This is a genomic window from Pontibacter brevis (assembly GCF_054779655.1).
Genome location: NZ_BAAGXV010000029.1, coordinates 23,761 through 37,893, shown reverse-complemented (window position 1 = coordinate 37,893; position 14,133 = coordinate 23,761). Strand labels below are relative to the sequence as shown.

The window sequence follows — 14,133 nt, the reverse complement described above, 5'->3', positions numbered from 1 at the left end:
GCATCTTGACTTCGATTACTTAGAAAGCATTGAGATACCCTTAATGGCTTCCTATATCTCAGCAGGTTTCCCATCCCCCGCTGAAGGATATGAGGAAGACCGCATCGACATCTTCAAGCACATCATACAGAATCCCACTTCCACCTATATGATGCGTGTTAAAGGCTCGTCTATGGTCGATGCTAATATACATGAGGGTGATATATTAGTGATTGACAAATCCTTGAAGGCATCCGATGGCATGCCTGTGGTATGCTTCCTGGATGGGGAGTTCACGGTCAAAACGTTAAAAAAAGTAGGTAACAAAGCTTATCTCATGCCAGCCAACCCTGCTTACAAGCCTATAGAGGTCACAGAAGAGATGGACATGCGTGTGTGGGGTGTGGTGGTCTGGATACTTCATAAACCAGTGAAGCAATGACTACGCTGTTCGGTTTGTGCGACTGCAACAACTTTTACGCAAGCTGTGAGCGAGTATTCGACCCATCGCTGAATGGCAAACCAGTAGTAGTGCTGTCAAACAATGATGGATGTGTGATAGCCAGAAGCAATGAGGCGAAGGAATTTGGAATACAGATGGGTGAGCCTTACTTCAAAATCAGAAATCTGGTAGAGAACAAGCACGTGCATGCCTTCTCATCGAATTATGTGCTGTACGGTGATATGTCTGACCGTGTAATGCATACTCTGTCGTTATTCACTCCCAACGTGGAAGTATATTCTATAGACGAGTGCTTTCTGGACTTGGGGGATTTTTACGACATAGACCTTCTCTCCTATTCCTGGAACATTAAGCGAACAGTGCATCAATGGACTGGTATACCAGTAAGCTTAGGAGTGGCACCGACAAAGGCGTTGGCTAAGGTGGCTAACAAGCTTGCTAAGAAGTCCAGGAAAGCGAATGGAGTATTGGTGCTTACTGACCCCTACCATATCCAGAAAGCGTTAGAAGCCACAAAAATCGAAGATGTGTGGGGCATCGGTGGTCAGTATGCTAAGTTTTTAAAGAAGCGAAACATCAATACCGCTTTTGACTTCATCAACCTATCTGAAAACTGGGTTAGACAGCATATGACCATTGTTGGTGTTCGTCTGCTGAAAGAACTGCGTGGCGAATCGTGTCTGGAATTGGAAGAGGTTGCACCACCGAAAAAAGGCATATGCACATCCAGAAGTTTCGGTAAGAAGGTGAACAATTTTGATGAGTTACAAGAAGCAACTGCATCATATGCTGCAAAGTGCGCCAAGAAGCTGCGCCAGCAGAAGAGTTGCGCCAAACTGATAACGGTATTCATCCATACCAACAGTTTCTCTGAGAACGACAGACAGTACTACAACAGCAAGACTATCTGCATGCCTGTTGCTACCAACTCTGATATTGAGTTAATCCACTATGCTAACATAGCTTTGAGAACCATCTACCGTGATGGCTACTGGTATAAGAAGTCTGGTGTGATTGTCACTGAGATAGTGCCAGAGAACCAGATTCAGTTAGACCTGCTGGATACGGTTGACAGGGATAAGCATGCAAAAATTATGGATGTCATAGATAGCATGACTGACCGCTTCGGTAGAGGAAAGGTAGCCGTGGCTACACAGGGGGTAGATAAGGCATGGCTGCTCAGAAGCGATTTCAAATCTCCTTGCTATACCACCAGGCTGAGTGAGATTCAGACCGTTTATGTGAGGTAGAAGATAAACATCTTTTAATTAACAGAAAGGTGTATGTTTATTTACCTATTCAGGACCAGTTCTCCATTTCTATAGGAAGCCCTGAACTTACCTGGCAATTTAGTAGATTTAGGTGGTTGGTTTAACTCACTTGCCATCCAATCAACAAGTCTTGATAAAACCTCATCGAGTAAAATAGCTTCTACTTTTTTCCTTTCAGTGGAAGGCACGACTCCTGCCCGAATGTAAAAGCGGTACTCGTCTACATTCTGATTGGGTACCCAATACTCCGCATCAATTAGTGAGCAGTCCTCTGTATTTCCACCACCTGGTGTCCTGTATACCAGAACAACATTACAATCAAGTCCTCTGGATGTGATTGCGTCTTTTAGGAAAGAAGACTTAAGAACATAGCTAAGCCCCTTCCTCGTCTTCGGTTTTTCTATTTCAAACTTCATCACACAGTGTTTCTTCGTGAAATTACCTGCAATGGTCAAAAGTCATTTGTGAGTGCTTTAGCTTCCACAGGTAGTACAGCCTTACTACAGAAGACAGAGCCTGTTACTGATACACAGCCTTAGGTACTGAGTTTACTTCAAAAGCAATCTGATAAACCTCCTTCTATCTACTCTGCCTTTTTATGAATTTGTTAAAGCGGTAGATGAAAAACCCTAAGGCAGCGAGTAACTGCAAAGACAAAATCAGGATTCCAGAATTATTAGGATTGTACTGATTAACCTCTTCCCAAATTCGGAAGGGAATATACACTATGAAGATTGCTGGTATCAACAGGTTGAAGAATGTTCTCATATATGGAAACTTGATGTGAACACAATGCATGTTTCTAACTACGTCAGTTTGGTAGTTATGATTGAGATTTAGCTATTCTGACTTTGTACAAGCATAAAGCGATGGGGTGGCGTAGCTACAGTAAGGGTGTTGTTGACAGCAGGACTTCTATTTCTTCTTTCTTTTGTCGTTACTAAACCTGATAGGCAACGTGTATCGCACAGGTACTTTCTTGTCTGCCTGCATACCTGGATAAAATTCCAGAAGTTCAGTAACCCTTAGCGCTTCCTTGTCCGCTCCATCTGAAAGGCTCCTTATTATCTCAGGTTCGACAACGCTCCCAGTTGTGTCAATGACAAAAGAAATAACTACCAGTCCATTTAGACTTTCATTAACAGGGTATTGTAGGTTCTTTTGTATGAAATTCAACATACCCTGTTCACCTCCGTGTTTATAAATGGGCATTATTTCACCAACCATACCAAATGCCATCTCTGACTGCGCTTTATCATGTTCGTGATTATTGTTAGTACAGCTAACTGCCTGAGCGTGGAGTTCTCTGCTAAAGGTACTAAACCCTACTGCAAATAAAATGCTGGCAGCAATACGTTTAAATTGGAATGGCTTTGTATTCGGAATCTGAGATAATTGAGTATGATGAAAGCGTCCACATACCTGCCCCTCATCTTCCAGCACAGCATGCAATTCCTCCATGCTCTTGTTTGTGAAATCAACTACTGTTTTGTCACATTCTGAACAGTGCCTGCCACTGCTGCAAGGCAGCATCTGATTCCAATTCCTTTCACAGACAAAAGAAAGATTGATTTTTTCTATAGGTGTTCTCTGATTCATATTCAAAATTACCTTACAACCAATGGCTCTGTTATGAGGTGGCATAGCTACCTTATAGGTTTTGTTGTGGGAGGTTGTCTTTGTCTAAGTTGATGTCGACAAGATACCAGCTTTTCACTTTGTGAGAATTAAACAAAGCTGGCTCCCATGGTTCCATTTCTTCTATGATGCTTTTGATTTCTCTTTTAAAATACGCTAAATACTTTTCATTGGTGTCTTTAAGGTTGTAACCAAAGTTACCTACCTTGATATCTGACACCATACCTGTTGTATCTATGACAAATTCAGCAAAGAAAAACTGCCTTTCACTTCTCATTGGCTCGTAATCCCACCCTTTGGGGAATGTTAGTTTCTTTAGTATAAAAGTGTCTGGAGGAACACTGCTGTACTTAGGCTCTACATCAACGTCCCAGTACTCATAGGTTTTTGTTGCCCATCTTGCCTCGAACATGTGGTCAGCAATCTCACCAAGACTGCGGATAAAGGAGTCTCCGTACTTCTCAGCAATCAGACTATCCATGTACACCCCATAGCAGTTTAAATCGGCTTCACAGTTCATACCCAAAGGTTTATAGGCAACGTTGAACTTCTTCAATAACTCTTCTAATTCATCATCATGTCTTCTTATTCCACCATACTTTGAATAGACAAGTATTCCTTTCTTAACGTCTGCCTTTGCCCTTTCTATTTCAGAAAGGCAAAGTACATCGTTGCGGTCAATATGTTCACCTAATGGGGGTGGTGGCGGAGACAGATTTGCTTCTTCCGTTAAATTCTGTTCATTCAATTTCTCTGCTTTCTCTGTAATCTGGTCAGAACAGGAAAACAGGAAAAGGCTGATGACTAACAGAATTTGTCTCATTTGATTTTTTATTTATTAATCCAATCACCCACAACGGGCTGGGCTTTGCTGTGGCGTAGCTACCGTAAAGGTGTTGTTGGCAGAGGTAGTATTCATTTTCTGGTTAGACTGTCATAGGGTACACTAACTGGGGCTGGCGGAGGAGGAATCAATACGTCTTCTGTAGTGCTAAAATGCCTATTCTCACTCCTAATTAGATTTTGTTTTTCAACAATATCAAGTAATTCATATAGCGTCTCATTTAACTCACCTTGCATAGTTCCAACCATTCTTGCTTCTCCATTGTCGAACACGAATTGCAATGAGTGAAATGCTCCATCTTCTTCAAAGTAAAAGCCTTCTTTCAAGCTGTTGAAATTTATAGAGTCCACTAATCCATACACTCTTCCCATGCTCCCTGAATCAAGCTTTGCTTTATAATTTTCGACCACAGTTTCGCCATGCCTTTCTCTTAAACGGTAATAGACGGTACTATCAGTATTTATCTCTACGTCCTTGCTATACCTTTCATCGCTCCATCCTGGGAATATAGAAAAGCTAATGCGTTCGAAACGAACATTTTGCTTTGTGGTTGAAATTGGTTCGGCAGCTTTTTCGACAGTGCTTTTATTTATATTCTCTTCACGACTCCCGCAGGAGATTAGAAGCACCAGAAACACGAATAGCAAAGAGTTCTTCATAATTTCTTTCACTGCAAACGTTACTCGTGCAGCCGAAGCCTATAGCGTAGCAAGGGTTAAGGCTGAACTTTGTTCTCTGATGCTTTTTATGTCACAAACCAGAGTTTATTTTGGTGTTAATGTGAGACAATCAATCCAGGTTCAAGTTCAGCAGTTCTAACTAAAGAATCAGGAGGAATGGTCACATAAAAGTCAATATCTGCACGAACTTTTTCAAGCAAATCTCCTGTAGGTCTTCCCTTTGGGAGAGCAAGGAGGTAGTTCCCGAACTTTGAATACCCTACCATCGAGGTATCCAACACCACCTCCCCGTTTTTTACAACCCTAAAATCAACACTGAAAGTATCTGTATAATCTACACAAAACAACTGGGAAACTGTCCAGCTTTTATCTTCAAAGAAGTCTTCATAAATCACCTTTGAATTGAACTTGATAGACACTTTCTCTCCTTTGTTAAGAGACCCAAGGAGTTGGAAGTTCTCGCACTCTTCATTATTCTTTTCTTCTTGGCACCCGAAGAGCAGAAGTAAGAAGATTGTTATTAAGAAGATTGTTATAAAGAGTGGGAAAGCTTTTTTCATACTTTAAGTTGCAGAGAACGGGTTGTACATAAAACGAGCAAGGTGTAGCTGAAGCTTAATTTATGTGCTGGGTTATGGGTAATTATTTTTAGTTAATCCTTTACCTGTGTTTGCGTAAGCAAACATATACAGACATTTCAAAAGTGTGTTATCTATTAATTTAACCCTAAAGTTTTTTTACATAATCTAATAAGCTTTCCCAACTAAAACGACTGGTGGCTGTTCTTAACCCTGTAGCACCACTGACTCACTTGAAAAGCTTCAAAATTCCATCAACAAGTCCAAATAAACCAGATACAAAGAGAAAAAATACACTCAAAAAGACCTTCAACTTTGCCACAAACATCATATCACTGGAGTCATATTTATAAAACTTATGTTTTGTCATTATTATGATTCCAATTGGGATAAACAGTAAGAAGATTAAGTGGTAAATATTCATTAGAAATATCGGTGAATATTTTTTCTATTATAATTTCCCATAACGGTACTCGTGTAGCAGAACGTCGCAGCGTCAGCAACGCTTGCTGCTATACCTTGTTAGTGGTTAGGTATTCTTCTGTCACTTCTGCTGATGAAGTTTTCATTAATTTATAATCACTCTTCCTGTTCATGTAGCTTATGGCACAGAACAAGTTAATAGAAACAGCCAAAACTATTAGCACAAAGTCAGTTGGTGTTATAGAATTCAACAGCCTTATCATGAACAGTACAAGAATGAAAAGTACAGCTACAGTCAAACTTGCTAACCCGCTCAAACTTATAAACATAAATGGATTTACTAAATCATTTATATTCGGCAGTTCACGAATCAACCAAATAGCCCCCACTGTAGACAGTATAGTAGAAAAAATTTTAAGAACGCTCTTCTTCTTTTTTCTGTTTCTCTCATCACCATCTGATGAAAGAAGAATCGGTAACTCTGATAGAAGGTCAAGTAATCCCATAAACATTTTTTAGTTTTCTCTATCAATTACTACCTACTCCTAACGTTACTCGTGCAGCCGAAGACCGAAGCGTAGCGAGGGTTGCGGCTGAACTGGGTTGGCAATATTAGTTTTTATTCTTTAGTAGGCGGAGGTGGTGGAAGGTTGGGAACAAGCCTTGAGGTTAATTCAAAAGTATAAGCCGAATCAACTCTGTTCTGCATATTACTTGAACGTTTGATGATAAAATTTGCTAAACTATCTATTAAGTTCTTGTGATGGTCGCCTACTACTTCGGATTCTATAGTTGTTCCTCCTTCATTCACTTTTATTATATACCAGCTACAGTCCTGACACACGGTATCATACAATGTATCAGGCTTTGCTTCCCTTAGTCTGTTTACAAAATAATTTAATGAGTCTATTGATTCTTGTCTTACAGTGCCATAGTAGCATTTGGTAGATTCTATTTTACTGATTATTTTATATTCACATTTCCTGACAACATTACTTGAGTCAATGGTTAGGCTGAAACCACCTGTCCAGCCGTTACTATACGCAAGTTCAATAGAATCATATACTGGCTCAATCTTAGTTGGACTACACCCGAAAGAAACTATCAAAACTATGAGCAGGTGGCTTAAATTTTTCATTCTATTGTTACCAACGTACTGGGTTATTGGGTGGCGTAGCTGCCTTATAGGTGTGGTTTGTGGATATTTGCTTTTAAAATAAAATGCTCTTTATTCCTGCAGTTTGTTGCTCTATTTAAAAAGCGTTATTAGTTCGTTAACCAAAACGTAAACACCGATAAGACTAAAAAGTAGACCACTCAAAAATACTTTCAACTTAGTCGCAAAAAGTGTATCACTCGTGTCATACTTGTAGAACTTATAATTTAACATTACTAAAACACCAGTAATGATTAACATGAGAGATACTACAGTAAGCAATATGTCCATGAACATTGATTTATTGAATTTCCTGTACGCTTTGAATCCAGTCAATGTGGTCATTAGTTAAGCCAGTTACTTTTCCTGACTTTTTCTTAATTAGCATTACCACTAACGTGGTGGGCTTTGCAATGGCGTAGCTGTGGTAAAGGTGTGGTTAGACTAATTAATTTTCTATTTCTTCGCCAAGCACTCGTCAATCAAAGGAGTGTATTGACTGAAAATCTGCTCCCTACCAGGTAAGCTACCAAACCACATCTTCTTAATTTTACCTTCCTTATCGATGATTACAGAGTAAGGCACAATTTTTTGAAGTTTGAAAATGTCTGCTCTTACTTTTTCCGTGTCGGCTGCTGGCGTGTAGTCAAAAGGAAATTTAACAAAGAACTTTCTAAGCGTTTCTGCATCCTCTGGAGCCAATGAAAGGAAAACCACGTTCTTGCCCTTGTAGGAGCGCACTAATTCATTTAAAGCAGGCATTTCCTCTATACAGGGCTTGCAGGTAGTAGACCAGAAATTAAGCACTACCACTTTGTCCTTTAGCTTAGTCAACTCAACTACAGTCCCGTCTAATGTTGTTACTTTAAAGTTTGGTGCTTCTGCCCCAACCATGCATTCATTAAAGTCCGCAACTAAACCTGGTGTTAAATTTTCCCCGTTCACAAAAGGCTCAGAGCATTTTGCATACTGCTCCTGATAAGCCTGACCGCTTGCCTGTGCTGCTAACAAGAAGCACAATGGGGTAAAACAAGTGTAGCATGTTTTCATAAGCTTTTTTTAGTTTATATCAAGTCTAACCATACTGGTATAGCAGATTAAAAGGCGTAGCGGCAGCATAACTGCTATACTTTGGTGTACGGTGTTGTTCTTATTTCCAGTGCGTTAGCTTGATTACCTTACCATCTGTTGAATCGAGTATTATCAGGAATGTTCCGCCTACCTGACCTGGTGGAAGAGTTCCGTTAAGCACCCAATAACCATCAATCAAGTGGCTCTCATAAGGTCGCTGTATAACGATGCTTTCTTTCCCGTAGATACTGAACAGCATTGTTTCCGCCACACCTATTGCAGTCTCTTTATTCTTGATTACTTTTTCTACAAGAACCTGCTTCTGTTTACTTTGCGTTAGTGCGTTAGTTAATTCTCGCTTTGCATACTCCATTCCTAACTTTGTTCTGTCGGAGCCGCCTTGCGCAGAACACGCAAGAAGCGATGGCATGAGCAGGAAGAGAAGTAAAGCTTTTTTCATTCTTTTATGACTTACGATACCATACAACGGTTAGTACATAAGGTGGGCAAGGCGTTGCCGAAGCTTGGCTTATATGCCTTGTTGGTTTATGTTTTTCTTCTCAGACCTACCGCAGTTAGTGCTTACTTCTTGCTTTTAAATTATTCAAGCAGTCCTTCTCCTTTGAAGAAGACTATTAAACTCAACAGTCCATAAGTCAACAATGCACTTATAAATAGTAGCCCTACTTCAATTATGAATTTGTAAGCCAAGCCTTCACTTTTAGATTTCTCTACGAATGATTGTCCAGAAGGGAAATACCGCATTGTAATTTTAAGGATAAAATAAACAATGAAAACTGGAACAAGAAACATTGCAAAAATCAAGAATTTGGCACCTTCATTCCATTCCATTTGTTTTTCTTCCTTTTTTGTTATTCCAAATACAAACCAACGTACTGGACTGAACTGTGGCGTAGCTAAAGTTTAGGCGTGGTTAGCGTTTGTATTTCTTCACTATTTGTTCTTCTTCTGATTCAATCTTCAAAATGCTTTCTTTAGAAGTCACAGAATCTATCTCTACACAATTTCTAAGTCCGCCTATTTGCTCTCTTGCACAAAGTGAATCTTGGAAATCTTTAACTAAGATTTTCTTCTTATTCTTTATGTCGTGGAGCATTAAGGCTTCGTTCTCTTCGTGTAGGTCAGTGATATAAAGAAGCACCTGTTCAGCTTCATTTACGTCCACCAGAATACCATTTAATAATTCATTTCCAGTCTTCTTTTCTATGAGTTGTATTTGGTGCGGATTACCTGCACCGAAAGAATACACAAACAAAAAAGTATCTCCAAAATCAGCACCTATGTAGCCAAGATTCTTATGTAGCATTTCAGAATCTTCTTCATTCAGTACTTTAATATCTTTTTTCCCCTTAACTAAAGTTAGGCTCTGTAATACTTCTTCAGTTGTAGAACTTGGGTATACCCTGTAAGACAAATGATAACCATGACTTAGCAATGTGTCAAAACTATATTGCTCTATCGAGTCAACTTTAATTAATTGTTTGGCTGCACCTTCTTTCAGAGATGAATTATTCATTTGTTTATCCTGTGCAATTGTGGTACAGGAACAAATGAAAGCGAGCAATATTATGTATAGGAGCTTTATCATTTCATATGCACGCTAACGGATAGTACATAAGGCGGACGAGGCGTAGCCGAAGTATAACTTATGTGCCGTGTTGGTGGAAGAAGTTCTACAAAGACGTTACGATGAAATAAACCCCGAACGTTATTCCAAGTATAGCTCCTGAAATTAGCTTAACATTTCCATAAGTAAGCCACTCCCTGTCCTTGTTTTTAAAGTATGTAAGTTTAGCAAGAAGTAAAATGATGCCAGTCAGCAGGAAAACAATTCCATGCAGGAAGTTGAACCAATCCATTCTTATTTTCTATTTTCATTACTATTGATAACAACCTGGTATTCCTTAACTACATTCTCTACATACTTTTCAATTGCTTCTTGTGTCTTATCGTTATCTGTGATGTAATCAAGAATCGTTTCGTATGCCATCAATGACCTTGGCATTGAGAAAACCTGCCATTCTGTTGCTGAAAGTGTTCTGCCGAGCTTTTCTTCCAAAGCTTTTAGAATGGCAGCAGTAAAATTTTTATCTAACTCGTCCAAGGGCTTTTCTATAATTCCTTTTACCACCAACGTCTTGTACAGGCAATAAGTGAGGCATCAGCCGAGCATGGTGCCTGTGCATGGTTGGCAGAAGTTATTCTTAATTTTTTATAATTGAAGCAATGCAGCAGTTTCACATCAATTCTGAAATAAATTTTCAGCTTTAAAAACTATCCAAATCACTACCAATAAAAAAGCTGTCCCTATTACTTTATTCCCAAAATCGTAGGCAACATTATTGGCAGTTATTCCCTTATACTTAATCCTTATTGTTTTGAAAGATTTTGGTTCTTTTCCCCTTACAGTATCTATTATATAAAGAGTCACCCATCTTACTAACAATCCAATAAGCTCAAGAAAAACGGCACCAAATATTGCTTGAAGCATATTTTTATGATTTTTATTCCTGCCAACGTTCCGCAAACTGGGTGTTGGGCATTTAATAGCGAATCATTATCCACCTACTGCTTAGACTGTAAATAGCCGTGAAGCCTGAATTTCCAGATTATGCCCAATAACATGTTTGTTTTGTTACCTGCTGGCATTATTCATTTCACCCTTATAGTAAATTCAGTTGCCAAGAGACGCCAAATCGGTCTTCAACAAATCCAAACTTTTGACTAAATCCGTAATTACCCAATGGCATCATTACTTTTCCGTCTTCAGATAGCTTTTCAAACAGGGTTTCAAGTTCTTTGACAGTTTCACATTCTACCCAATTAGAAACGGCAGGAGTGAATGTCCACTCGTGTTGTACATAACTATCGCTACAGATAAATTGACTTCCTTTCAGTTCAAAGGTGGCTTTCATTATTGTTCCTTCTTTCGCTGGTCCGTCTTTTCCATAGCGCTGAATGTCAATAACTTTAGAATTTTCAAATAACTCCACGTAAAAGTTCATTGCTTGTTCAGCGTCGTTTTCTTGAAATGTCAAAAATGTTGATACCTGTTGTTTCATATCAGATTTGTTTCAATTATTAATGCTTTCAAGCTATCATTCCCCAAATGCAATTTTCCGATTTCAGCACTATGTTTTTTTCAGCTTGCAGGTAACGTGCTGGTGCATAATATGGGCGAGGCGTAGCCGAAACCTAAATTATGAACTGTGTTGTAGGTAGTGCTTTTTGAATTTTTAATAATGCCCATGAGCACCCAATTTGTCCAAAAGTTCAAACGTAAGGTTGTTGAAGGCAGCAAAGTATAAACCAGAGAATAAGATGCTAATGAGTAGTAAAATAGCCGTTGTCCTAAGGGCTTTGCTTTGACTGCTTTTTGTAACTACTGCAATCCCAAAAGGGATTAAAAACATAAAGATTGGGAATCTAAATAAAGGACTTAAAGCCCAATATTCTTTTTCTATTGCATAGCTGCCTATTACCGCTCCATAGAGAGTGGCAGCCAACATAAAGCCATAGATAGGATATGGCAGTTTTACTTCTTTTTTGGCAACCAATTTAGCTATCGTAATTGCCGAAGCTACAAATGCTATCAAGGAACCCAGTATAAAAGGAAGAATTAACATTCCCATTGTTTAATATGAAGCTAAGTTTTAATTCAGAGAGTCAATAGAAGAAGTATGATGTTTATGATTAGCATTACCTACAACGGTTAGTACAGGCTTTGTGGAGGCGTCAGCCGAACAAATAGCCTGTGCAGGGTTAGCACTTGTTATTTTTCGGCTTTTAATTCTTCGTGCACATCACGCAAGTCTTCTATCGTTATCAACGGCTTCCAATCCTTATCTTTTTCGAAACCTTCTTCAGACACTTCTGGCTTATAGAAGCCCACCTGCTCTAATGAATCCTGATAAAAAACATAAAGCTGTCGTGCATAAACCAACTCACTAAGGCTGTTGTAGCCTTTTTCTTTCATCCTTTCTTCCGATACTTCTTCAAAGCAATAACCACATGTCGGGTCTCCTTTTTCAATAGCTTTATACCCACATATCTGACATGTTTGGGGATAGCTGTTATTTGATGCAACGACAACAGTTGTAGTCAGTGCACCAATAACCAATGCTAATGAAATTGCTCTTATGCTGTTACTTCTATTTTTGGTAGAGTAATAGATGCCATATCCAATTAAAGCAGCAAAGCCACCAAACATAGCTGCGTACAGAAGCTTCATATCATCATTAGGAGCTATGGAATCAGCAAGAGCTTTTGCCCCAATTACAGGCAAAACACAAAATAGCCCAAGCCAGATTTGTTCTTTCTTATTCATTATGTTTATATGTGCTAACGGTATTGTACATGAGATGGGCAAGGCGTAGCCGAAGCTTTACTCATGTGCTTTGTTAGCAAAGTTTATTTTTGGTTTCTCTTCTTTTAAAGTAGTGACAGAATCAAATGAAAGGTGTATCAATCATAAGTAACAACATCATTTCCTCCGCTACTTCGAAATGTAACTGAATCTTCCTTTGAAACGAGAAACTGGTTTGTCATAGAATACCCAAGCCACAGGTAGTTTTCCTTATCTTCAATAGTATAGGTGAAGGTTGTGTCTCTACTCCCAATGCTAAAATAGATATTAGCATCTTTTCCTTTCAGGGCTACAGGAGGCACGAACTTTTTATACATCTTCCTTGGCTCCCACACATCCTTTAGCAAGACTTCATCATCTACTTTTAACACCACAGGAATCTGCTGCGGATGCATTCCATATAGAAAGATGTTTAGTGTTCTCCCTCCCGTTGGATTGTCGCCTACACAGGATGAAATAAGAGGAGGTAGCACCAATGCTAAACCAACTATCATTGCTTTTTTAGATGACTTCCTTCTATACAAGTTAAACTTCTTTGACGATGAGATTTCTTGCTTTCATAATGCTAATCTTTGCTAACGTAATGGGCTTTGCCGTGGCGTAGCTACGGTAAAGGTGTTGTTGGGGGCAGTAATGTTTTACAATGCGTGAAGGTCTTGCAAAAATATTGAATACATTTCGCCAGAAGCTTTTTTGAAGGAGAATTGTGCTGTTAAATCGCCCCTTTCTCCATCTAATGGAATATCATAGTCTACTGCCCAACCACTCCCATCATCATACTTATAGAAGTCTATGATGTCGCCTTCGCTGCCCATTAGGTAAGGGTCGTTGATTATAGGCATTCTACCTATTTCACCATAATCTAAAAAAGCTTCTTTAAGTGTTTCTTTTGTCCATACTAAGTCACTCTTTTCATTCACAGAGTGGTCTAACAAATCTATAGCTTCTTGAAATTTTCCTTCCGACAATAGTCTGGTCCAATCTTTAATGAACTTTGTGGCTTGCTCCTTAAACAAGTCATTTTCGAAAATTCTCATTGATTTTTATTACCTCCAACGGTATCGTACATAAAGCGAGCAAGGCGTAGCCGCAGCTTGGCTTATGTGCAGTGTTGGGCAAAGGGATTTTTACTTTAAACCATTAAAACTAATTGGCAAAATCATTCTCTTTGGTATTGGCTTTCCATTTTCTTCAGCTGGTATCCAGTTAGGCATGTTTTCTATTAATCTTACAGCTTCTTTATCACAGGATGAGCAAAGACTTTTCAGTACTTCAATTTCCTTTAATTCACCCTTTTCATTTACAAGAAAGCTTACAACTACTCTTCCTTCTACCGTTGACTGCCCCACTCTCCATTGATTATTCTTGTTTAAATAAGCTGTAAGCGAGTCTTCACCTCCAGGATAGCTTGGCAAGAATTCAACTGGGTCTATGATTAGCTCATCACCTGCTGTCTCAATTATTTTTTCTTCACCTTCGAGGCTCCTTTGTTCGCAGCCTGAGAAGATGAAACCAACAATGAGTAATGAGTACACAATCTCTTTCATTAACTTTTCATTTTGTCCAACGGTACTTGTACATGAGGTGAGCAAGGCGTAGCCGCAGCTTTTCTCATGTGCTTTGTTAGCGCTTGTTATTTTTCC

General features: G+C 39.1%; 21 protein-coding genes. 2 read left to right on the top strand and 19 right to left on the bottom strand.

Going from position 1 to position 14,133, the window contains the following annotated elements; all coding sequences use genetic code 11:
• Nucleotides 1–43 precede the first annotated feature (43 nt).
• Together ACYVB1_RS09050 and ACYVB1_RS09045 are read left to right on the top strand one after the other, a co-directional pair.
• On the top strand, nt 44–421 hold the full coding sequence (locus ACYVB1_RS09050; protein ID WP_460923026.1) for a LexA family protein: 378 nt from the start codon (nt 44–46) through the stop codon (nt 419–421).
• Entirely contained in the window at nt 418–1,692 is a 1,275-nt protein-coding gene (locus ACYVB1_RS09045; RefSeq protein WP_460923024.1) for a Y-family DNA polymerase, read from the top strand. The genes ACYVB1_RS09050 and ACYVB1_RS09045 overlap by 4 nt, the downstream gene beginning before the upstream one ends.
• Nucleotides 1,693–1,733: 41 nt before the next feature.
• Here ACYVB1_RS09045 and ACYVB1_RS09040 read toward each other — a convergent pair whose 3' ends face one another.
• The 19 genes from ACYVB1_RS09040 to ACYVB1_RS08950 form a co-directional block, all read right to left on the bottom strand.
• Nucleotides 1,734–2,129, bottom strand: a complete 396-nt coding sequence (locus tag ACYVB1_RS09040) for a hypothetical protein (protein WP_460923022.1) — start codon at nt 2,127–2,129, stop codon at nt 1,734–1,736.
• A gap of 499 nt (nt 2,130–2,628) precedes the next feature.
• Nucleotides 2,629–3,312 carry an energy transducer TonB gene (locus ACYVB1_RS09035; protein WP_460923020.1) on the bottom strand — a complete coding sequence of 228 codons (684 nt, stop codon included), beginning with the start codon at nt 3,310–3,312 and terminating at the stop codon, nt 2,629–2,631.
• Nucleotides 3,313–3,364: 52 nt separating this feature from the next.
• Nucleotides 3,365–4,174, bottom strand: a complete 810-nt coding sequence (locus tag ACYVB1_RS09030) for a hypothetical protein (RefSeq protein WP_460923018.1) — start codon at nt 4,172–4,174, stop codon at nt 3,365–3,367.
• A gap of 92 nt (nt 4,175–4,266) precedes the next feature.
• Nucleotides 4,267–4,854, bottom strand: a complete 588-nt coding sequence (locus ACYVB1_RS09025) for a hypothetical protein (protein WP_460923016.1) — start codon at nt 4,852–4,854, stop codon at nt 4,267–4,269.
• A 116-nt stretch (nt 4,855–4,970) separates the two neighbouring features.
• Nucleotides 4,971–5,435 (bottom strand): hypothetical protein, encoded by a 465-nt coding sequence (locus tag ACYVB1_RS09020; protein WP_460923014.1) that lies wholly within the window; start codon nt 5,433–5,435, stop codon nt 4,971–4,973.
• A 530-nt stretch (nt 5,436–5,965) separates the two neighbouring features.
• Nucleotides 5,966–6,382, bottom strand: coding sequence for a hypothetical protein (locus ACYVB1_RS09015; protein ID WP_460923012.1), 417 nt, complete (start codon nt 6,380–6,382; stop codon nt 5,966–5,968).
• Between the two features lie 113 nt (nt 6,383–6,495).
• Nucleotides 6,496–7,014, bottom strand: a complete 519-nt coding sequence (locus tag ACYVB1_RS09010) for a hypothetical protein (protein WP_460923010.1) — start codon at nt 7,012–7,014, stop codon at nt 6,496–6,498.
• 474 nt (nt 7,015–7,488) lie between these two features.
• A complete protein-coding gene (locus ACYVB1_RS09005; RefSeq protein WP_460923008.1) occupies nt 7,489–8,082 on the bottom strand; it encodes a TlpA family protein disulfide reductase in 594 nt (197 codons plus the stop codon).
• 100 nt (nt 8,083–8,182) lie between these two features.
• The gene (locus ACYVB1_RS09000; RefSeq protein WP_460923006.1) at nt 8,183–8,563 is read right to left on the bottom strand and encodes an NTF2 fold immunity protein; all 381 of its coding nucleotides are present in this window, start codon (nt 8,561–8,563) and stop codon (nt 8,183–8,185) included.
• Nucleotides 8,564–8,703: 140 nt separating this feature from the next.
• On the bottom strand, nt 8,704–8,955 hold the full coding sequence (locus tag ACYVB1_RS08995) for a hypothetical protein (protein ID WP_460923004.1): 252 nt from the start codon (nt 8,953–8,955) through the stop codon (nt 8,704–8,706).
• Nucleotides 8,956–9,037: 82 nt separating this feature from the next.
• Entirely contained in the window at nt 9,038–9,640 is a 603-nt protein-coding gene (locus ACYVB1_RS08990; RefSeq protein ID WP_460923002.1) for a hypothetical protein, read from the bottom strand.
• Between the two features lie 345 nt (nt 9,641–9,985).
• Nucleotides 9,986–10,228 carry a hypothetical protein gene (locus tag ACYVB1_RS08985; protein WP_460923000.1) on the bottom strand — a complete coding sequence of 81 codons (243 nt, stop codon included), beginning with the start codon at nt 10,226–10,228 and terminating at the stop codon, nt 9,986–9,988.
• Between the two features lie 138 nt (nt 10,229–10,366).
• Complete coding sequence (locus ACYVB1_RS08980) at nt 10,367–10,615, bottom strand: hypothetical protein (RefSeq protein WP_460922998.1); 249 nt, start codon at nt 10,613–10,615, stop codon at nt 10,367–10,369.
• A gap of 172 nt (nt 10,616–10,787) precedes the next feature.
• Entirely contained in the window at nt 10,788–11,186 is a 399-nt protein-coding gene (locus ACYVB1_RS08975; protein WP_460922996.1) for a VOC family protein, read from the bottom strand.
• Between the two features lie 174 nt (nt 11,187–11,360).
• Nucleotides 11,361–11,756, bottom strand: coding sequence for a hypothetical protein (locus ACYVB1_RS08970; protein ID WP_460922994.1), 396 nt, complete (start codon nt 11,754–11,756; stop codon nt 11,361–11,363).
• Nucleotides 11,757–11,896: 140 nt separating this feature from the next.
• Nucleotides 11,897–12,451, bottom strand: coding sequence for a hypothetical protein (locus tag ACYVB1_RS08965; RefSeq protein ID WP_460922992.1), 555 nt, complete (start codon nt 12,449–12,451; stop codon nt 11,897–11,899).
• 137 nt (nt 12,452–12,588) lie between these two features.
• Complete coding sequence (locus ACYVB1_RS08960; RefSeq protein WP_460922990.1) at nt 12,589–12,984, bottom strand: hypothetical protein; 396 nt, start codon at nt 12,982–12,984, stop codon at nt 12,589–12,591.
• Nucleotides 12,985–13,128: 144 nt separating this feature from the next.
• A complete protein-coding gene (locus ACYVB1_RS08955; protein WP_460922988.1) occupies nt 13,129–13,527 on the bottom strand; it encodes a DUF7668 domain-containing protein in 399 nt (132 codons plus the stop codon).
• 90 nt (nt 13,528–13,617) lie between these two features.
• A complete protein-coding gene (locus ACYVB1_RS08950) occupies nt 13,618–14,037 on the bottom strand; it encodes an energy transducer TonB (RefSeq protein ID WP_460922986.1) in 420 nt (139 codons plus the stop codon).
• Nucleotides 14,038–14,133: the final 96 nt, after the last annotated feature.